The following is an 18,213-nucleotide window of genomic DNA, read 5'->3' as shown; positions in this document are numbered from 1 at the left end:
CTATGGGTCCGGGCCGGGTTCGGGCAGCAGCTGGGCCAGCAGACCGGCTCCCATCAGGAGCCCTCCCAGGGTGAGGGCCAGGCCACGGTTCGCGGCAGCGGGGCCCTCCATCCAGGTGCCGGCGGCCAGAAAGGCTCCACCGAGCAGCAGGGTGGGCACCAGCACGATGCCCTTGGCGGTGCGGTTGAGGCTCATGGGCAGGCCACCGCCTGCGCCAGGCCGGCCTCAATCAGGCCGGTGGCAATGTCGGCGCCACTGGAGAGCAGGCTCACCTGGGCCAGGAGCGTGCCGTCCCGCTGGCCCATGGGGTGCAGATTCACCTTGGTGCGACGGGGCAGGGCCTGGCGCAGCCAGGCGGTCGCCTCCGTCTCGTGGTTCGCCACCAGCTCCATGCAGGCCAGCTCCACGGCGTAGCTGCGGTTTCCATCACCCACCTGGAGCAGCGTTCCACTACGCACCTGAAACACCTCCGCCGCCGCCGCCGCTCCGGGCCAGAGCAGCAGGAGGGCCAGCAGGACCCCGACCAGGGTCAGAGTTTGGCGCCGCAACTGGGACAGAAGAGGTGGGCGCTGGCCGTGGTGCTGCCGCAGGCGTTGCATTGACGGATCGTATCGATGGCGAGTTCGGGATGGCTGGGCAGACCCACCATCTGGGCGTTGCTGGCTCCTGGGGGAACCATCGGGTAGCAGTTCTCGTTGCGTCGGACGCGCACATCGACGAACACCGGACCGGGGTGGGCCAGGGCTTCAGCGAGGCCGGAGCGCAGCTGGGCCCGGTCGGTGATGCCGATGCCCTTGACCCCGAAGGCCTCGGCCAGGGCGGGAAAGTCGGGCATGCCTCCAGTCATCTCGGAACTGGAATAGCGCTCTTCGTAGAAGCTCTCCTGCCACTGGCGCACCATGCCCTGCCAGCCGTTGTTGATGACCACCACCTTCACCGGCAGCTGGTACTGGCTGAGGGTGCCCAGTTCCTGGATGTTCATCAGGATGCTGGCGTCGCCGGCCACGCAGATCACCCGTTCGTCGGGGAAAGCCGTCTGGACGCCCATGGCGGCAGGCATGCCGAAGCCCATGGTGCCCAGGCCGGCACTGCTGATCCAGCGACGGGGTCCGTTGCGCAGGAACTGGGCCGCCCACATCTGATGCTGGCCCACATCGGTGGTGTAGAAGGCCTCAGGGGCCAGCTCCCTCAGGGCGATGACCACTTCCTGGGGGGCAATGTCCCCGGTGGGCTGGGGAATCACCAGGGGGTAGTGGTGTTTCCAGGTGTCGATGCGCTCCAGCCAGGCGTCGGTGCGCCGGTTGGAGCTTTCGCCGACCGAGGCCTGCAGCAGGGCCTCAAGGGCCAGGCGGACATCGGACACGACCGGCACCTCGGGCACCCTGTTCTTGCCCACTTCGGCCGCATCGATGTCGATGTGGATCACCTGGGCCCGGGGGGCGAAGCTGTCCAGTCGGCCGGTGACCCGGTCATCGAAGCGAGCCCCGACGGCGATCAGCAGATCGCACTCGGTGACGGCGAAATTGGCATAGGCGGTGCCATGCATGCCCAGCATGCCCACCGCCAGAGGGTGGTTCTCGTCGAAGGCCCCCTTGCCCATCAAGGTGGTGGTGACGGGCAGACGGAACCGCTCCGCCAGCTGGTGCACCTCCGCGTGAGCGTCGGAGGCGATGGCGCCGCCCCCCACATACAGGAGCGGGCGGCGGGCCTGGCGGATCAGGTCCAGGGCCGCCCGTATCGCCTCCGGCCTGGGGGCCGGCGGACGCTTGAAGCCGGAGGGGACAGCCGACCCCGGAGCCACCGGTGTGTAGTCAAATTCCTCGGCACCCACATCCTTGGGCACGTCGATCAGCACCGGGCCGGGGCGGCCGCTGGCGGCGATCAGGAAGGCTTCCGCCACGATGCGGCCGATGTCGGCGGGATCGCGCACCACCCAGGAGTGTTTGACGATCGGCAGGGTGATGCCGAAGATGTCGGTTTCCTGGAAGGCATCGGTGCCGATCGCAGCCCGGGGCACCTGCCCGGTGATCACCACCATCGGCACCGAATCCATCTGGGCGGTGGCGATGCCGGTGACCAGGTTGGTGGCGCCGGGGCCGGAGGTGCCGAAGCAGACACCCACCTTCCCGGTGGCACGGGCGTAGGCATCGGCGGCATGGGTGCCGCCCTGCTCGTGACGCACCAGGATGTGCTTCAGCCAGCCCCGGGATTCGGCCTTGTGGAGCTCGTCGTAGATGGGCAGGATCGCCCCGCCCGGATAGCCGAAGATGTGCCTTACACCATGGCGGTGCAGGGCATCCATCAGGGCATAACCCCCACTCACCCGCCTCGGAACCGACGCCTCAGGAGCCATTTCAGGGGCTGAAGGGGCGGCTATGGGCCCTGCGGCGGCTGTGTGCCCTGCGGCGGCTGTGGCGGTGGAAAGGGGCGTGAGCGTCACGGCGGCGGCTGGGGACTGGCGAGGGGGGAGGGGGTCGTCAGGTTGGAAGACCGGAAGCCCCGGACGGCATCGAGCCGGGCAACGGTCTGGACACCATCAGCGGAAGACACCCAGGTTAGGTCGCTGCAGGGGAATTGGGTTGCGCTGGCGGCGGCTCTCCGCCATGGCCCGCAACACGCGGGCCGGGTCCATCCAGGCGCCCCGGTAGCGCAGGCCCCAGTGCAGGTGGGGGCCGGTGGTGCTGCCCGTCAGGCCGACGTGGGCGATCACCTGGCCGGTGGCCACCCGCTGGCCGACCCGCAGCAGGACGTTGCCGCTGCGGTAGACGCCGTTGCCGGCCTGGCCACTGAGGTGGCAATAGATGTGCTCGTAGCTGCCGGAGCGGATCACCAGTCCGTTGCCGCAGCCGCCATCGACGATCACTTCACTCACCGTCCCTGTCCACCAGCTGCGGATCGGTGATCCCAGGGGGGCGGCGATGTCGATGCCGTAGTGGGGCCGTACGTCGCCGCTGAGGGGGTGGGAGCGCATGCCGAAACCGCTCGTGTAGCCGGCGAAGCTGGCCACCGGAAAGGCCCCCCGGCTCCAGAGGCTGGCGTTGCGGGCTTCGGCGGGCAGACCCTGGCTGCTCAGGCCCAGGGTCGCCGCCATCAGCAGCGACCGGCCCCGCAGGCGGTGACGCCTGGGGCGATCAGAGCAGTCCGAGGGCATGAAGTGGGCCTTGACCGGTGAGCAATTCCAGCAGAAAAGCGGAAAAACCGACCATGGCCAGTCGGCCGTTCCACACCTCGGAGCTGTTGTTCCAGCCCCAGGCCCATTTGTCCTGGGGGTAGAGCTTCACCTTCTTGGGCAGTTGGGCCGCCATGTCGAGGTTCACCTCCGGGCCGGCCATGGCCTCGTGCACCAGGTCGGCGAGGCCCTGGATGAAGGTGGGATCGGTGTCGAGGGCGGGCACCCGACGGAAGTGGGTGATGCCGGCTTCGGTGGCGATCTCCCGGTACTCGATGTCGATCTCCTCAAGGGTCTCGATGTGCTCGCTGACGAAGCTGATCGGCACCACCACCAGCTCCTTGACGCCCTGCTCGCCCAGCTCCCGCAGGGCATCCTCGGTGTAGGGCTTGAGCCATTCCACCGGCCCCACCCGGCTCTGGTAGGCGAGGGTGGAGGGGTTGGCATGGCCCAGCATCTCTTGCAGTCGCTGGATGACCAGAGCGGCGCAGCCCTCGATCTCCTGCTGATACGGATCGCCCGCTTCCTCCACGTAGCTCTTGGGCACTCCGTGGGCGCTGAAGAAGATGTGGGCTGACTCCGGCGTGCCGGAGGCGCGCACTTCCCGGGCGATCAGCCCGGCCATGGCGTTGATGTACCCCGGATGGTCGTACCAGCTGCGGATGCAGCGGATCGGTAGCCGCCGGAAGGCCGGGTCGGCCTGGCGCAGCCGCTGCAGTTCGCGAAAGCTGGAGCCGCTGGTGCTGATCGAGAAATGGGGGTAGAGGGGGAGCACCACCACCTCTTCCACACCGTCGGCCTTGATGTCGCCCACGGCCGATTCGGTGAAGGGATGCCAGTAGCGCATCGCCACATAGCTGGTGGCGTCGACACCTTCCTGGCGCAGGCGGCTCTGCAGCTCCCTGGCCTGCTGTTCGGTGATGCGGCGCAGGGGAGAACCGCCGCCGATCGAGCGGTAGGCCTCCTTGGATTTGCCGCTGCGCAGGGTGCTGATCAACCAGGCCAGCGGCTTCTGCAGCGCCGGCGTGGGCAGACGAATGATCTCCGGATCGGAGAACAGGTTGTAGAGGAAAGGCCCGACATCCTCGATCCGTTCCGGACCGCCGAGGTTCAGCAGCAGCACGCCGACCCTGGCCATGCCTTCGATCCGAAAGGCTGAGCGTAACGCCGCCTCCCCACCGGCGGGCGCCAGCCAGGTCACCGAACCGCACCCTGGCGGCCATGGGATGGCACGGGTAGGTTCCGGCTGAGCTCCATGCTTGCCGCGCCATCGCCCTGGCTGCCCTGCCATCGCCAGCCGCTTCCGATTCGGGCGCCACCTCGGACGCCGACCCGGCAGCACTGGTGCGGCAGGAGAATCAGCGTCTGGCGTCCTCGGGCACCAGCCTGCGCCTGGAGATCCGTCAGCAGCGGCTGGGCTTGCGCGGCCCCCTGCCTTGCCCGCAGGGCACGGCGGCGCAGCCGGTGCAGCGGATCAGCCTGGGGCTGCCGGCCACCAGCGCCGGTGTGGCCGCCGCCCTCGAGCAGCTCAAGCGGGTGCGGCAGGCGCTGGAGCAGGGCAGCTTCAGCTGGGAGCCCTGGCGCCGGCGCCCGTCCACCAAGACAGCCCAGACGTCAGTCCCGAAGGTGGCGCCCCCATCCCCGCCGGAAACCTCCTCTGAGGCCGGGGAACTGCGGCCGCTGCTGGCCGGTTTCGAGGCCGCCTTCTTCGCCGATCCCCGCCGCCGCCGCCGGCCCGCGGGCAGCCGCAGCACCTGGAGCGGTGCCTACCGGCCCTACCTGCGGCGTCTTGAGGCGGTGGCCGCCGGGGCCCATGGGGCTACGGCTGTGGAGGCCACCCTGCTGGAGCGGGTGCTGGAGACCTACCCCCTGGCCAGCCGCAGCCGCCAGCAGTGCGGCATCGCCCTGGGGGCTTTGGCCCGCCACCTGCAACTGCCGCTGCCGTCCGACTGGAGCGAGCGCAGTGGCGGCTACGGCCTGCACGTGGCCCGCTTCCGGGGCCTGCCCAGCGATGCCCGCATCCAGGAGCTGGTGGCGGCCATCCCCAATCCCCGCTGGCGCCTGGCCTACGGCCTGATGGCCACCTACGGCCTGCGCAATCACGAGGTTTTTTTCTGTGATCTTTCTGCCCTGGCGCCCGGGGGCGACAGGGTGCTGCGGGTGCTGCCCACCAGCAAGACTGGCGAGCATCAGGTGTGGCCGTTCCAGCCCGACTGGGTGGAGCGCTTTGGCCTTGAGAGCCTGGCCGAGGGCGACGGAAGGCTGCCCCAGGTCTGCACCGATCTGCGCCGCACCACCCTGCAGCAGGTGGGCCGGCGGGTGGCGGAGCAGTTCCGCCGCTACGGGCTGCCGATCACCCCCTACGACCTGCGCCATGCCTGGGCCGTGCGCACCATCCACATCGGTCTGCCCGACACGGTGGCCGCCCGGATGATGGGCCACTCGGTGGCGATCCACACCCGCACGTACCACCACTGGATCACGCGGCGCGACCAGCAGCAGGCGGTCGACACCGCCCTGGCACGCCTGCGGGCCTCCTGAGGCCAGGGGCCGCCCGGGGCGTTCGGGGTTCCGCCAGAGTGCGCCAAACGGAACCGGCTCCCATGACGGCGATCGCCTCCACGACCCCAGCCGCGGCAGACGGGGCGCTGGCCCTGGATCGCCAGGCCGAAGAGCTGGGCCCGGGGGGCGACCTGGCCCCCGAGGTCGACCAGGAGGCCTATCGGCGCCGTATGCAGCGCCGCCGGGAGGTGCAGCAGCAGCGGGTGGGGGAACGCAACCTGGAGAAGGGCCTGGTGCTCGTTTTCACCGGCGACGGCAAAGGCAAGACCACCGCCGCCCTGGGCCTGGTGCTGCGCACCCTGGGTCATGGCGAGAACGTGGCGGTGGTGCAGTTCATCAAGGGGGGCTGGCAGCCGGGCGAGGCCCGGGCCCTGGAGCGTTTCGGCGACGCGCTCCACTGGCATGCCCTGGGCGAGGGGTTCACCTGGGAGACCCAGGACCGGGAGCGGGACCGCCAGCTGGTGCAGAGCGCCTGGGAGCGCTCCCGCGCCTACCTCGCCGCCGCCGATCGCAAGCTGGTGGTGCTCGATGAGATCAACGTCGCCCTCAAGCTCGGCTATCTCGACCCTGACCAGGTGCTGGCAGGACTCGCCCTGCGCCCGCCGCTGACCCATGTGGCCCTCACCGGTCGTGGCGCCCCGGCGGCCCTGCTGGAGCGCGCCGACCTGGTCACCGAGATGAAGGCGGTGCGCCATCCGTTCCGGGAGCAGGGGGTGAAGGCCCAGGCGGGCATCGAGTTCTGACGCTGGCTGGGGCGAGTGCGATCAGCCCAGGTCGGCCCGCAGCCGGGCCAGGCTGCAGACCAGCACCGACAGCCCGCTGACCAGCAGGGCGCGGTGCACTTCGGGTTGGCCCCAGAAGCCGGGGCTGTCGCTGGCCCGATCCATGGCCGAGAGCGTCAGGCGGGCCATCACATCGCTGCTGCGAGGTCCGGGCTGGTCGACGGGCATGGCGATGCTCCTTTGGGGCAGTGAAGCGGGTGACGGTGAGGCGGGCAACCTGGTGGTGCTGCGGGGAGGGTTGCTACTGTTCGGCCGATCGCATGAGTCGATGGCCTACAGGCGCGTTCTCCTCAAAATCAGCGGTGAAGCGCTGATGGGGGGCCAGGGTTATGGGATCGATCCCGCCATCGTCCAGTCGATCGCCACCGATGTGGTTGAGGTGGTGGCCGGGGGTACCGAACTGGCGATCGTCGTCGGTGGCGGCAACATTTTTCGGGGGCTGAAGGGCTCGGCGGCGGGGATGGACCGGGCCACGGCCGATTACGTGGGCATGCTGGCCACGGTGATGAATGCCATCACGCTGCAGGATGGCCTCGAGCGCGCCGGTGTGCCCACCCGCGTCCAGAGCGCCATCTCCATGCAGGAGGTGGCCGAGCCCTACATCCGCCGCCGGGCCATCCGGCACCTGGAAAAAGGGCGGGTGGTGATCTTCGGGGCTGGCTGCGGCAACCCCTTCTTCACCACCGATACCACCGCCGCCCTGCGGGCCGCTGAGATCAATGCCGACGTGATCTTCAAGGCCACAAAGGTGGATGGCGTCTACGACAAGGACCCCGCCAAGCATGCCGATGCGGTCCGCTACGAAACCCTCACCTTCCTCGATGTGCTCAGCGGCGAGCTCGAAGTGATGGACAGCACCGCCATCGCCCTGTGCAAGGACAACGCGATCCCGATCGTGGTCTTCGACCTGTTCGGCTCGGGCAACATCGCCAGAGCGGTCGCCGGTGAGCCCATCGGCACCAGCATCGTGCCGGCGCCCCCCCGCTGACCCTCACCCTCCCCGCCTTTCCCCTGCCATGGATCTCGAAGCCAGCATGCGCAAGTCGGTGGAAGCCACCCAGCGCACCTTCAACACCATCCGCACCGGTCGGGCCAACCCCTCCCTGCTCGACAAGCTGAGCGTCGAGTACTACGGGGCCGACACGCCCCTCAAGTCGCTGGCGACGATCTCCACCCCCGACGCCCAGACGATCCAGATCCAGCCCTTTGACCGGGGTTCCATGGCGCTGATCGAGAAGGCGATCGCCATGAGTGATCTCGGCCTGACCCCCAACAACGATGGCCGCCTGATCCGCATCAACATCCCGCCCCTCACCGAGGACCGCCGCAAGGAGTTCTGCAAGCTCGCGGCCAAGTACGCCGAGGAGGGCAAGGTGGGTCTGCGCAACCTCCGCCGCGAGGGCGTCGATCGCATCAAGAAGCTGGAGAAGGAGGGTGAGCTCTCCGAGGACCAGAGCCATGACGAGCAGGAGAAGGTCCAGAAGCTGACCGATCGCTACATCGCCGAGCTGGAGAAGAAGCTGGCGGAGAAGGAAGCCGACATCCTCAAGGTGTGAGCCAGACCGCCCATGCCGATGTGATCGTCGTGGGCGCCGGCGCCGCCGGCGGCGCAGCGGCGTTCCATCTGGCGGCCCGTGGCCGCCGGGTGATTCTGTTGGAGGCCCAGGCCCCGGGACGCTCCAAACCCTGTGGCGGTGGCATGGCGGCCTCGGTGCAGGGCTGGTTCCCCTTCGATCTGGCGCCCACGGTGGATCAGGTGATCCGCCGGGTTCGCTTCACCTGGTGCCTGGAGGATCCGGTGACGGCGGAGCTGCCCGGTGCGGCCCCCTTCTGGATCGTGCGCCGCAGCGTGCTCGATGCCTTCCTGGCGGACCAGGCCGTCCAGGCGGGCGGCGACCTGCGCCATGGCTGCAGGGTCGAGCGGATTGAGCGCGGTGCCGATGGTCTCTGGGAGGTGTCGGGTCCTGGGCAGGGGCCGCTGCGGGCCAGGGCCGTGGTGATCGCCGATGGCTCCGCCTCCCGTTTTGCGGCGCCCCTCGGCCTGGGCCCCCCCCGTCCCCGCTTCGCGGCCACGGTTTCGGTGGAGGTGGCGGCGGATCCCGACCCCGCCGACATGGCCCGCTTTGAGTTCGGCCTGGTGCACCACGGCTTCTGCTGGGTGTTCCCACGCCAGGGGGGCTACAGCATCGGGGTGGGCACCTTCGTCGGCCAGCAGGAAGCCGATAGCGAGGCGGTGCTCTCCGCCCTGCTGCCCAGCCTGGGGTTGCCAGCGGCCGCCGGCGAGCGACGCCATGGCCAGCTGCGGCTCTGGAATGGCCACCATGCCCTGCACGGGCCTGGCCTGGTGGCCGTTGGCGACGCGGCCTCGCTCTGTGATCCCTTCCTGGCCGAGGGCCTGCGCCCGTCCCTGCTGAGTGGCTGCGAAGCGGCGGCGGCCCTCGACCTGTGGCTGGACGGGGATGGCCTGGCCCTGGAGCACTACAGCCTGCGCATGCGCGAGGCCTGGGGCGATTCGATGGCCTGGGGCAAACGCATCGCCCAGGTGTTCTACCGGGTGCCGCGGGTGGGCTACCAGCTCGGCATCAAGCGGCCCACCGCCCCCCAGCGCATCGCCCAGATCCTCTCCGGCGAGATGGGCTACGGGGAGATCGCCCAGCGGGTGATCCGGCGCCTGCTGTTCCAGCGGGGCTGAGGCCACTCCCCAGCCCTGCGTCTGGTGTGTCCAGCCTCAGTTGCGGGTCACGCCCTTGAGGTCCCGCAGGCGCTGGTCGATGGAGCCCAGCAACTCAAGGGCGAACATGGGCGCCTCCTGGACGGCGAACAGGAACTTCTCACGGTTCATGACCAGCAGCTTGCAGGCGGTGAGCGCCGTGGCTTTGCCGTAGCGGCGGTGTTCCGCTGTGACCAGGGCGCCAGCTCCGAAAACGTCACCGGCCTGGATGTCCTCGTGACCGGCATCGGCGTTCCAGCTCAGGCGCACCGTTCCCTCCAGCAGACCGAACATGGAGTCACCGGCTTCCCCGGACTGGAAGATGATCGATCCGGCCTCGACGTCCCTCACTTCACCTTTGGCGGCGAGGGCGCGCATGGTGTCGAGGGCATGGACGGTGTGGGCCATTCGTCAGTGGAAAGGAGATCCATCCTTGCCCATCAAGGTGAACATCCGATCAAGGAATGGGGCGGAGATCGGACGTTCAGCGGCTGATGGCCAGCGGCGCTCCCAGGCCGCCGCGCACATCTTCCGGCGCCAGGCGGCCGTCGTTGTCAGTGTCGAGGGCATCGAAGACGGCATCGCTGCCGAGCCACTCCTCGCGGGTGATGCAGCCATCACCGTCGAGATCGTTGAGCAGGAAAATTTCGTGCACCGCGTGGGTGAAGGCGGCTCCGCCCTCGATCACCGCCAGACGATGGGCCAGCTGGCCTTCCAGAGTCTCGATGGCTTTGGAGAAACCGCGGATGCCTTCGTCGAGCTTCTCGCTGGCCATGGGGTCAGCGTCCATCATGCGGCGGAAGGCGGCCTCGTCGACGTGGATCTTGGCCTCGCTGGCGCCCGGATGGGCGGCGTCGAGACGCCGTTCCAGGTGGTCCTCGCTCTGACGCAGCTGGTCCATCAGGCCAGGGGAGATGGTCAGCAGGTCGCAGCCCGCCAGTTCAATGATCTCGTCGAGGTTGCGGAAGCTGGCGCCCATCACCTCGGTGCCGTAGCCGTGGGTCTTGAAGTAGTTGAAGATCCGCGTGACCGAGAGCACGCCGGGATCCTCCGCCCCGGGATAGCTGTCGCGACCGGTGGATTTCTTGTACCAGTCGAGGATCCGCCCCACAAAGGGGGAGATCAGGGTGATGCCCGCCTCGGCGCAAGCCACGGCCTGGGAGAAGCCGAATAGCAGCGTGAGGTTGCAGTGGATCCCTTCGCGCTCAAGAACCTCCGCCGCCTTGATGCCCTCCCAGGTGGAGGCGATCTTGATCAGGACGCGGTCGGGTCCGATGCCGGCCTGGGCGTAAAGGCCGATCAGCTTGCGGGCCTTGGTGATCGTGGCCTCGGTGTCGTAGCTGAGGCGGGCATCCACCTCCGTGGAGACCCGGCCAGGAACGATCTTGAGGATCTCCTTGCCGAAGGTGACGCTGATCTCATCGATGGCCTCCCGCACCACGTCCTCGGCCGGGGCCTCCCTGCCGATCACCTCACGGGATTCGCGCAGAGAGCGGTCGATCAGCTCCTGATAGGCCGGAATCTGGGCGGCGGCCAGGATCAGGGACGGGTTGGTGGTGGCATCCCGCGGCGTGAACTGGCGGATCGCCTCAATGTCGCCGGTGTCGGCCACGACCACGGTCATGGCGGCCAGTTGTTCGAGAAGGTTGGCCATCGTGGAACGGTGTCGGGCGCGATGTCTTCTGGAACCGACGCTAGCCGTGCTCCCCCGGGGACAGGCACCAGGGTTGTGGGAATGAGGACAAGGCTCGGTCTCAGGACGGTGTGGCTGTCCTGGTTACCCTGGCGATCGGCCGGCTGGGAGGCACCTTCTCGATGACGAGCAGGGCTTCGGCGATCTGGCGAGCCGCCGGCAGGGCCACGGTGGAGCCGTAGGCGTTGCTGCCTTGGGGCTCGTCCACCACCACCAGGACCACATAGCTCGTAGCGACCCCGGGCAGGATCGCCACGAAGCTGCAGATCCTGGCCCCGGGGATGTACACGCCGTTGCGGGCCTTCTGGGCGGTGCCCGTCTTTCCGGCGATGCGATAGCCGGGGATCTTCATCCCCTTGCCATTCTCCACCACCGTTTCCATCCAGTTGACGACGGTGCGGGTGACAGCCGGATCCAGCATCTGCACCCCCGTAGGGCTGGTGGCGCTGGCGAGGGCATCGCCGGAGCGCAGGCCGCGGGTGATGTGGGGGCTCACGAGCTTGCCGCCGTTGGCGAGCATGCCGTGCAGCTGCAGCAGCTTGAGGGGGGTGAGGGAGAAGCCCTGGCCGAAGGCGGCGACCGCCGGCTCAATCGGCGCCGAAGTGAATTCGCTGCGGCTCTTGAGCTGGCCGGCCACGGCCCCGGGCAGATCGGTGTCGGGCATCTCGTCGATGCCGAAAGCCCGCAGCCAATGCCAGAAGCGCTCCCGCTTCACCTGTGACATGGCCTTCACCATGGCCACGTTGCTGGAGACCTGCAGCACCGTGGGGAAATCGATCAGGCCGTTGGCGCGGCGGTCGTGGTTGAAGATCGGCCAGCCGCCGATGCTCAGCTGCCCCACGTCGTTCACTTTGTCGCCGGGGCGAATCGCCTTCTCCTGCAGGGCCAGGGCCAGATTGATGGGCTTGAAGGTGGAGCCTGGCTCGTAGAGATCCTGCACCGACCATTCGCGGAACAGGCCGGGGTTGAAGCTCCAGAACTTGTTGGGGTCGTAGCTGGGGGTGGAGGCGAGGGCCAGGATTTCACCGTTGCTGGCATTCATCACCAGGGCGGCACCCTGCTTGGCCTTCCATTGCTTCACCTGCTTGCCCAGCGCCTGCTGGGCCACCTGCTGCAGGCGGGCATCAAGGGTGAGCTGCAGGCGCAGGTCGTCGCCGTAGAGCGACCCGGCCTGAAGACCATCAGGCAGGGGGGTGCCGTCGGCGCCGCGGCGCATGCTCATCGTCACCTCCTGGCGACGCAGGTCCCTGTCGCGGCTCTGCTCCAGACCGGCCTGGGCGACCCGCTCCAGGTTGAGGAAGCCGACCACATTGGCGAACAGCTGACCCTGGGGGTAAACCCGTTGCGGGTACGCCTCCAGATCGATGCCGCTGATGCCGAGCTCGCGCACCCGATGGGCCGTTTCCGGATCAAGGCCGGTGGCGAGCTTGACGCCGCTGCGGCGGCTGCCGATGCGCTGCAGCATCTCGCCGGGCGGCCGTGCCAGCACCGTCGACAGCTTCCTGACGATGTCGGCGGGGGGGCGAATCTCCTGGGGTTCGTCGCCGGGGATGTTGAAGTAGCGCGGATGGGCCCAGAGGGTGAACCGCTCCTCATCAAGGGCCACCAGCCGGCCCATCCGGTCGACGATGGTGCGCCGTTTGCCGATGGGGGTGATCGCCTGGGTCTGGATGGCCCTGGCCCTGGCCTGCAGGGCCGGCGCCTGCACCACCTGCAGCCAGGCCAGGCGACCCGCCAGCCCGACCAGGGCGGCGCAGAGCAGCAGATAGACCGCCAGCATCCGTCCGGCGGGGATCGGCTGGATCTCCACCACCCGTCGCGTTGCCGTTCCCTTGACCCGGCGTCCGCTGCCCGTGCCGGAGGCGGCCTGGCTGCCGGAGTCACCGGACTTGGAACGGAACGGGGAAGGCATCAATAGCCGGCCGGAATGGCGCGCAACTGGAAGCCGGCGAGCAGGGGCAGGGAGGCGCGGGGGCGGCTGCTGTGGGGCTCCGGCAGGTGGATGAGCTTTTCACTGCTGGTGGGCTCCAGCAGTCCGGGCCGCCGGACCAGGCTGAGATGGTGCTGCTCAAGCAGGGCGGAGGACTCCTGCATGCGGTGCTCAAGGGTCTTGGAGGCCTGCAACTGGGCGAAGCTGTAGGCCCACTGGTTCTGCCAGTGGAGGGTGAGGGCACTCAGGCCAAGCATGGAGAGTCCCAGTCCCACCAGGGCGCCGCTGCTGATCCGATGCAGGCCGGCCAGCCAGGGCGCCTGACGTTCGATCTTCCGCGCCGAAAGCGACCCCTCGATCAGATGGAGGGGCCTCAGTCTTGGCAGGGGGTTCTGGCTGCGTGGGGCGGGAGAGGCGGCCAATGGACCTGGGAGGCACTGCGCAAGTGAACCACCCCTGGGGGGTGGCAGCAAGCGGTGTCAGTCGGCGAGAAAGAGGAGATTCATGAAGGTCAGCCCGTTCCAGAGGGCATGCATCAGGACGGCGGAGCCCAGTCGGCCGCTGCGCCAGCGCAGCCAGCCGAGGCCGAGGCCCAGCACGAACAGCGGCGCCAGCTCCGCCAGGCTCAGGTGGGCGATCGCGAACACGGCCGCACTGAGGATCACAGCTCCGGCGCCACCGAGCCTCTGAGCCGCTACCGGTAGCAAGACACCCCGGAAGAGAACCTCCTCAAACAGGGGGGCCACCACGAGGGCGGTGAAGGCGAAACAGGCCAAGGCGAGGGGATCGGCGCTGGTCAGCACGAGCTCCAGCAGCGGATTGCTGCCCCCGGGGTCGCTCCAGAACCGGTCGATGACCCAGCTGGAGGCGGTCACCACCGGCAGCACCATCAACAGGCTGACGATGGCAGCGCTGAAGGCGGACCCGGCCGGCCGCCACTTCCACTGCAGCCAGCCCCCCGCTGGCCTTGGGGTCCGGCGCGGCAGCATCAGCGCGAGCAGCAGCAGCGGCACGGCCATCAGGGCTGCGTAGAGCACCAGCACCTCGAGGCCCTGGCTGAGGGCTCTGGAGACGGAAAGGCTCTGCAGGGCAATCTGGAGCGGTGGCTGCACCAGGAGCGGCACAACAACTTCGCCGAGCACGACGAAACCACCGGCGATCAGCAGGGTCACATCGACCAGGCTCAGGGGCGGACCCAGCAGCGGTGGAGCGGCGGGCAGCCGTTGCCGCCAGGCCATCCAGCCCTGCCGTAACAGCAGGGCAACCCCCGCCAGCAGAAACAGCGCCGGCAGGATGGTCACCGCCACCAGCATCAGCAGCAGCCGCACGGAACGCTCCTCCGCCGGGCAGTCCCCCTGGCCCCCGGGGAGCTGTTCGCAGACCAGCTGCTGCACCATCAGGGGCGCCGACCAGGGGGCCAGCAACTGCTGCCGCCGCTGGGCGTCCACCGGCCGCCCGTTCAGCAGCGCTTCGATCAGCGGACGCCGCACGGCGTCGACCTGGGTCGCCAGTTGCCGCAGATCCGTGTCATCGATCAACGCCGCCGGGGCCGCTTCGGAGCGTTCCAGCAGGGCGAGTTCAAGGCGTCGCAAGGCCAGGGGGGGCTCCTCGGAGGCCTCCAGCTGCCGCCTCAGTTCCTGCTTCAGGTCCTGGCGTGGGGCCTCCCCGGACAGAACCGGTCGCAGGCCCGGCGGGACGGCCTCGGCCGCCAGGGCCCCCAGTTCCAGCTGGCGCAGGCTGAGGGAATCCACCACCGACGGCCGCTCCAGGCTGTCGATCAGCCCCCCCAGCCACAGCAGGGCGCAGAGGGCCAGGCTGAGCAGAGCCAGCAGGGATTTCCAGCCTGGCGGTGCGGTGGGGGGTCCGGATCGGGAAGGGGTTCCGTTCAACCGGACCACCTCGGGCGGCAATGGCAGCTGATTCTCCCCTGTCCCTGTCCCTGGCCCCCGTCCTGACACCCTGCCCTGACGACGCCCCGCTCCCATACGATGGCCGGGCCTGCGCCACAAGCACCTTGCCCCTTCGCATCGTGCTGGTCCGCCATGGGCTGAGCAGCTTCAACCTGGAGCACCGCATCCAGGGCCGAGACGACCTCTCCAACCTCACCGAGGAGGGGCAGCTCCAGGCCCGTCGCACCGGAGAAGCCCTGGCGGAGCTCGCCTTCAACGCCGTCTACTGCTCCCCCCTGCAGCGGGCCAGCGCCACGGCAGCGGCTTTGCTGGCCAGCCATGGCACCCCGCTGAGCCCGCTCTACGACGACGACCTGCTGGAGATCGACCTGGCCCCCTGGAGCGGCCTGCTGCGCAGCGAGGTGCGGGCCCTCGACCCGGAACAGGAGCGCCGCTGGCGCGAAGCCCCCGAGACCATGGAGCTGCAACGCAGCGACGGCAGCCGTTTTCTGCCGGTGCCGGAGCTGCTGGAGCAGGCGGGACATTTCGCCGATCGGCTGCTGGCGCGCCACGGCGACGACGCCACCGTGCTCGTGGTGGCCCACAACGCCATCCTGCGCTGCCTGGTGCTGCATCTCCTCGGCCTGCCGGCCAGTCGTTTCCAGCGACTGAGGCTGGACAACGCCTCCATTTCCGTGCTCAACCTGGTCCACGGCGAGGGGAGGTGCCCGTCGGTTCAGATCGAGTCCCTCAACGGCACGTCCCACCTGGGTGCCCCCCTGCCGCCAGCGGCTGCGGGCTGCCGGCTGCTGCTGGTGCGCCACGGCGAGACCGACTGGAACAGGGAGGGGCGTTTCCAGGGCCAGATCGACATCCCGCTCAATCCCCATGGCCTGGCCCAGGCCGAGGCGGCGCGGTCCTTTCTGGCCCCAATCGCGCTGCAGCGGGCCTACAGCAGTGACATGGCCCGCCCGCTGCGCACCGCTGAGGTGATCCTGAGCTCCCATCCCGGCGTGCCCCTCACCACGAGCCGGGGGCTGCGGGAGATCGGCCACGGCCTCTGGGAGGGCCGTCTGGAGAGCGAGATCGCCGCCGGCTGGCCCGATCTTCTGGCCGCCTGGAAGCGCAGCCCCGAAACGGTCCAGATGCCCGAGGGCGAGACCATCGGCGAGGTCTGGGACCGGTCGCTGACAGCCTGGAACCGCATCGCCGCCGGGCTGGGGCCCGAGGAGACGGCCCTGGTGGTCGCCCATGATGCGGTTAACAAGACGATCCTCTGCGCCTTGCTCGGTCTCTGCCCCGCTGACATCTGGACCGTGAAGCAGGGGAACGGCGGTGTCACGGTGATCGACTATCCCCGTGGAGCAACGGCAGCGCCGGTGGTGACCGCCCTCAACCTCACGGCCCATCTGGGGAGCGTGATCGACCGCACGGCCGCCGGCGCCCTGTAGCCGGCCCATCCCCCCCGAGGCCCCTGCCATGGTCCGTCAGCTGCTGATCCGCGGGGTGACTCTGCTGGAAGCCCCAGGCCAGCCGCCGCGGCGGGCCGACGTGCTGCTGGAGGAGGGCGCGCTGGTGGCGATTGACCCGGATCCGGCCGCGGTGTCGGGGGGGGCCTGCGCGACGGCCGACGGCGGGGGGTGCTGGCTCGGCCCCGCGCTGGTGGATCCCCACAGCGTGCTGGAGGAGCCGCTGCAGGGGCAGGCCGAAACCCTGGCCAGCCTTGGCGAGGCCGCTGCCAGCGGTGGCTACGGCACCGTGGCCCTGCTGCCCTGGGCCCCCACCTGGCGGGACCGGCCCGAGCGGCTGCGCTGGAGCTGGCCCGCACCCCTGCAGCTGCTGGTCTGGGGCAGCTTCAGCGTCGATGGCCTCGACCGGGAGCTGGCGCCCCATGCCGATCAGCTGGCCGCCGGCGCCTGCGGTCTGGCGGCCGGGGCGAGCCTGCCGCCGATCGACCTGCTGGAGCGGGGCCTGAGGCTGGCTGAGATGGGGGATCGGCCGGTGCTGCTGCCGCCGCGGGACGGATCCCTGGCCCAGCGGGGCTTCGTGCGGGAGCGGGTGGAGGCCCTGCGGGCGGGGTGGCCCCTCGATCCCCCCAGCAGCGAAACCCTCCCCCTCGAAACCCTGCTCACCCTGGCCGGCGACCTTCCCGACCTGAGCCTGCGGCTGATGCAGGTGTCCACCGCCGAAGCGGTGGCGCGGCTGCGGCGCCAGGCCCGCCCGCCGATGGCGTCGGTGGGTTGGTGGCATCTGGTTGCGGACAGTGGTGGCCTGGATCCGGCCGATGACGGCTGGCTGCTGGAGCCCGCTCTGGGAGGACCGACAGACCGGCGGGCCTTGATCGAGGCCCTGGCCGATGGCGTCATCGGCGCCGTTGCGGTCCACCACGTGGCCCTCGATGCCGAAGAGGAGCTGCTGCCCCTGGATCAGCGACGCCCCGGGGTGGCGGGCCATGGCCTGGTGCTGCCCCTGCTCTGGGAGGAGCTGGTGGGGCGCCAGGGGTGGCAGGCCGAGCAGCTCTGGCAGGCGCTCTGCTGGGGGCCAGCCCGGTTCCTGGGGGTGCCGCAGCCGGCCCTGGCCCCCGACACGCGCCAGTGGCTGCTGTTCGACCCTGGGCATGCCTGGCGTTGGGACGACGCGCCGGCTGGCTCCCTGGCGGCCAACCGGCCCTGCCGGGAGCGTCAGCTGCAGGGCCGGGTGATCGCCACCGGGCTTACGGATCCGGCTGGCTGGGTTCTGGCAGCGAGCCCGCCGTATTGAAGGGGAAGAAACGCCAGAAGGCTCGGCCGATCAGCTCGGTTTCGGGCAGCAGCGGCCCGCCGGGCCAGAAGCGGGCATCCCAGCTGTTGGCCCGGTTGTCGCCCATCACCACCAGATGGCCGGGGGGCACCACCACGTCGATGGTGCGGCAGGGGCCGACGCCGTGGCGATCGACGGGACAGTAGTTGCGGACGTAGGGCTCGGCCAGGGGGCGGCCGTTGATCGTGACCCGGCCGCGGGGATCGGCCACCACCCGCTCCCCGGGCAGGGCGATCACCCGTTTGATGTAGGCGTCGCAGGCCGGCTGCTGGAGGCCTGGCAAGGAACCGATCAGGGGAAGGTTGACCAGCAGGCAGCGCAGCCCGCCGGGTTTTGTGGGTCCAGTGAGGATCGGATCGAAGTGGTAGGGGGAGCGGAACACCACCACCTCGCCGCGTTTGGGGGGGCGTTGGCGGAAGGTCAGCTTCTCGACCAGCAGCCGGTCCTGAAGCTGCAGACCGGGAAGCATGGAGCCGGAGGGGATGTAGCGGGCCTCCATCAGGAACTGGCGAATCCCAAGGGCCACCGCCAGGGTGATCAGAACGCTGCGCCAGAAGGCCCAGGGGCTCTCCTGCCGCGCTTCGGGGTGAGGCGACGTCTCGTCGCGGGCGCCGCCGCCGGGCTGGGAATCCGATGGGCTCAAGGGGTTCGTGCGGCAGGTTCCGTGGTCGGGAGGCAG

Annotated in this window: 19 protein-coding genes; 7 read left to right on the top strand and 12 right to left on the bottom strand. The window is 69.5% G+C overall.

Going from position 1 to position 18,213, the window contains the following annotated elements:
• The 5 genes from KBY95_RS01120 to hemH all read right to left on the bottom strand — a co-directional run bounded on the left by KBY95_RS01120 (position 1) and on the right by hemH (position 4,307).
• Positions 1 to 195: a GIVxVP protein gene (locus KBY95_RS01120; RefSeq protein ID WP_254962840.1), complete on the bottom strand. Its 195-nt coding sequence runs from the start codon at positions 193 to 195 to the stop codon at positions 1 to 3.
• The gene (locus KBY95_RS01115) at positions 192 to 548 is read right to left on the bottom strand and encodes a hypothetical protein (RefSeq protein ID WP_254962839.1); all 357 of its coding nucleotides are present in this window, start codon (positions 546 to 548) and stop codon (positions 192 to 194) included. The genes KBY95_RS01120 and KBY95_RS01115 overlap by 4 nt, the downstream gene beginning before the upstream one ends.
• Positions 530 to 2,302 carry a biosynthetic-type acetolactate synthase large subunit gene (ilvB, locus tag KBY95_RS01110; protein ID WP_254962838.1) on the bottom strand — a complete coding sequence of 591 codons (1,773 nt, stop codon included), beginning with the start codon at positions 2,300 to 2,302 and terminating at the stop codon, positions 530 to 532. Before ilvB ends, KBY95_RS01115 begins: the two co-directional genes overlap by 19 nt.
• A 234-nt stretch (positions 2,303 to 2,536) precedes the next feature.
• Positions 2,537 to 3,151 carry a M23 family metallopeptidase gene (locus tag KBY95_RS01105; protein ID WP_254962837.1) on the bottom strand — a complete coding sequence of 205 codons (615 nt, stop codon included), beginning with the start codon at positions 3,149 to 3,151 and terminating at the stop codon, positions 2,537 to 2,539.
• Positions 3,132 to 4,307 carry a ferrochelatase gene (gene hemH, locus KBY95_RS01100; protein ID WP_254962836.1) on the bottom strand — a complete coding sequence of 392 codons (1,176 nt, stop codon included), beginning with the start codon at positions 4,305 to 4,307 and terminating at the stop codon, positions 3,132 to 3,134. The genes KBY95_RS01105 and hemH overlap by 20 nt, the downstream gene beginning before the upstream one ends.
• Before the next feature lie 206 nt (positions 4,308 to 4,513).
• Between hemH and KBY95_RS01095 the strand changes: the two genes are divergently transcribed.
• Both KBY95_RS01095 and cobO read left to right on the top strand, forming a co-directional pair.
• On the top strand, positions 4,514 to 5,710 hold the full coding sequence (locus tag KBY95_RS01095) for a site-specific integrase (RefSeq protein WP_254962835.1): 1,197 nt from the start codon (positions 4,514 to 4,516) through the stop codon (positions 5,708 to 5,710).
• Positions 5,711 to 5,772: 62 nt separating this feature from the next.
• Entirely contained in the window at positions 5,773 to 6,474 is a 702-nt protein-coding gene (gene cobO, locus KBY95_RS01090) for a cob(I)yrinic acid a,c-diamide adenosyltransferase (RefSeq protein ID WP_254962834.1), read from the top strand.
• A 21-nt stretch (positions 6,475 to 6,495) separates the two neighbouring features.
• On the opposite strand, the gene KBY95_RS01085 is transcribed toward cobO, so the two are convergent.
• Positions 6,496 to 6,681, bottom strand: a complete 186-nt coding sequence (locus KBY95_RS01085) for a hypothetical protein (protein ID WP_254962833.1) — start codon at positions 6,679 to 6,681, stop codon at positions 6,496 to 6,498.
• 100 nt (positions 6,682 to 6,781) lie between these two features.
• On the opposite strand from KBY95_RS01085, the gene pyrH reads away from it, so the two are divergent.
• The 3 genes from pyrH to KBY95_RS01070 are packed head-to-tail and all read left to right on the top strand — an operon-like array spanning position 6,782 to position 9,205.
• Positions 6,782 to 7,501 (top strand): UMP kinase, encoded by a 720-nt coding sequence (pyrH, locus tag KBY95_RS01080; protein WP_254962961.1) that lies wholly within the window; start codon positions 6,782 to 6,784, stop codon positions 7,499 to 7,501.
• A gap of 28 nt (positions 7,502 to 7,529) precedes the next feature.
• Positions 7,530 to 8,069 (top strand): ribosome recycling factor, encoded by a 540-nt coding sequence (gene frr / locus KBY95_RS01075; protein ID WP_254950357.1) that lies wholly within the window; start codon positions 7,530 to 7,532, stop codon positions 8,067 to 8,069.
• On the top strand, positions 8,066 to 9,205 hold the full coding sequence (locus KBY95_RS01070) for an NAD(P)/FAD-dependent oxidoreductase (RefSeq protein WP_254962832.1): 1,140 nt from the start codon (positions 8,066 to 8,068) through the stop codon (positions 9,203 to 9,205). The genes frr and KBY95_RS01070 overlap by 4 nt, the downstream gene beginning before the upstream one ends.
• 36 nt (positions 9,206 to 9,241) lie before the next feature.
• Here the strand turns inward: KBY95_RS01070 and KBY95_RS01065 are convergent, their stop codons facing one another.
• The 5 genes from KBY95_RS01065 to KBY95_RS01045 all read right to left on the bottom strand — a co-directional run bounded on the left by KBY95_RS01065 (position 9,242) and on the right by KBY95_RS01045 (position 14,735).
• A complete protein-coding gene (locus KBY95_RS01065) occupies positions 9,242 to 9,631 on the bottom strand; it encodes a Crp/Fnr family transcriptional regulator (protein ID WP_254962831.1) in 390 nt (129 codons plus the stop codon).
• Between the two features lie 76 nt (positions 9,632 to 9,707).
• Complete coding sequence (locus tag KBY95_RS01060) at positions 9,708 to 10,877, bottom strand: transaldolase (protein ID WP_254962830.1); 1,170 nt, start codon at positions 10,875 to 10,877, stop codon at positions 9,708 to 9,710.
• Positions 10,878 to 10,977: 100 nt separating this feature from the next.
• The gene (locus KBY95_RS01055) at positions 10,978 to 12,828 is read right to left on the bottom strand and encodes a peptidoglycan D,D-transpeptidase FtsI family protein (protein WP_396094854.1); all 1,851 of its coding nucleotides are present in this window, start codon (positions 12,826 to 12,828) and stop codon (positions 10,978 to 10,980) included.
• The gene (locus KBY95_RS01050) at positions 12,828 to 13,268 is read right to left on the bottom strand and encodes a hypothetical protein (protein WP_254962829.1); all 441 of its coding nucleotides are present in this window, start codon (positions 13,266 to 13,268) and stop codon (positions 12,828 to 12,830) included. The genes KBY95_RS01055 and KBY95_RS01050 overlap by 1 nt, the downstream gene beginning before the upstream one ends.
• Before the next feature lie 57 nt (positions 13,269 to 13,325).
• Positions 13,326 to 14,735 (bottom strand): CPBP family intramembrane glutamic endopeptidase, encoded by a 1,410-nt coding sequence (locus KBY95_RS01045; RefSeq protein WP_261353378.1) that lies wholly within the window; start codon positions 14,733 to 14,735, stop codon positions 13,326 to 13,328.
• Between the two features lie 125 nt (positions 14,736 to 14,860).
• Between KBY95_RS01045 and KBY95_RS01040 the strand changes: the two genes are divergently transcribed.
• Positions 14,861 to 16,186 (top strand): histidine phosphatase family protein, encoded by a 1,326-nt coding sequence (locus KBY95_RS01040; RefSeq protein WP_254962827.1) that lies wholly within the window; start codon positions 14,861 to 14,863, stop codon positions 16,184 to 16,186.
• A gap of 28 nt (positions 16,187 to 16,214) precedes the next feature.
• Positions 16,215 to 17,495, top strand: a complete 1,281-nt coding sequence (locus tag KBY95_RS01035; protein WP_254962826.1) for a dihydroorotase — start codon at positions 16,215 to 16,217, stop codon at positions 17,493 to 17,495.
• Here KBY95_RS01035 and lepB read toward each other — a convergent pair.
• Positions 17,449 to 18,177, bottom strand: a complete 729-nt coding sequence (gene lepB / locus KBY95_RS01030; protein ID WP_254962825.1) for a signal peptidase I — start codon at positions 18,175 to 18,177, stop codon at positions 17,449 to 17,451. The two genes, KBY95_RS01035 and lepB, sit on opposite strands and share 47 nt — an antisense overlap.
• Positions 18,178 to 18,213: the final 36 nt, after the last annotated feature.

This window comes from Cyanobium sp. Aljojuca 7A6, assembly GCF_024346455.1.
GTDB lineage: Bacteria > Cyanobacteriota > Cyanobacteriia > PCC-6307 > Cyanobiaceae > Cyanobium.
The sequence above is the reverse complement of the archived record's forward strand: the minus strand, read 5'-3'. Positions and strand labels throughout refer to the sequence as shown.

What these genes read in the sequence shown, in the direction of transcription:
- KBY95_RS01055 (WP_396094854.1), bottom strand. Translation starts at nt 12,828, where the DNA reads ATGCCTTCCCCGTTCCGTTCCAAGTCCGGTGACTCCGGCAGCCAGGCC.
- KBY95_RS01065 (WP_254962831.1), bottom strand. Translation starts at nt 9,631, where the DNA reads ATGGCCCACACCGTCCATGCCCTCGACACCATGCGCGCCCTCGCCGCC.
- pyrH (WP_254962961.1), top strand. Translation starts at nt 6,782, where the DNA reads ATGGCCTACAGGCGCGTTCTCCTCAAAATCAGCGGTGAAGCGCTGATG.
- hemH (WP_254962836.1), bottom strand. Translation starts at nt 4,307, where the DNA reads ATGGCCAGGGTCGGCGTGCTGCTGCTGAACCTCGGCGGTCCGGAACGG.
- cobO (WP_254962834.1), top strand. Translation starts at nt 5,773, where the DNA reads ATGACGGCGATCGCCTCCACGACCCCAGCCGCGGCAGACGGGGCGCTG.
- KBY95_RS01120 (WP_254962840.1), bottom strand. Translation starts at nt 195, where the DNA reads ATGAGCCTCAACCGCACCGCCAAGGGCATCGTGCTGGTGCCCACCCTG.
- KBY95_RS01060 (WP_254962830.1), bottom strand. Translation starts at nt 10,877, where the DNA reads ATGGCCAACCTTCTCGAACAACTGGCCGCCATGACCGTGGTCGTGGCC.
- KBY95_RS01105 (WP_254962837.1), bottom strand. Translation starts at nt 3,151, where the DNA reads ATGCCCTCGGACTGCTCTGATCGCCCCAGGCGTCACCGCCTGCGGGGC.
- KBY95_RS01035 (WP_254962826.1), top strand. Translation starts at nt 16,215, where the DNA reads ATGGTCCGTCAGCTGCTGATCCGCGGGGTGACTCTGCTGGAAGCCCCA.
- ilvB (WP_254962838.1), bottom strand. Translation starts at nt 2,302, where the DNA reads ATGGATGCCCTGCACCGCCATGGTGTAAGGCACATCTTCGGCTATCCG.
- KBY95_RS01085 (WP_254962833.1), bottom strand. Translation starts at nt 6,681, where the DNA reads ATGCCCGTCGACCAGCCCGGACCTCGCAGCAGCGATGTGATGGCCCGC.
- frr (WP_254950357.1), top strand. Translation starts at nt 7,530, where the DNA reads ATGGATCTCGAAGCCAGCATGCGCAAGTCGGTGGAAGCCACCCAGCGC.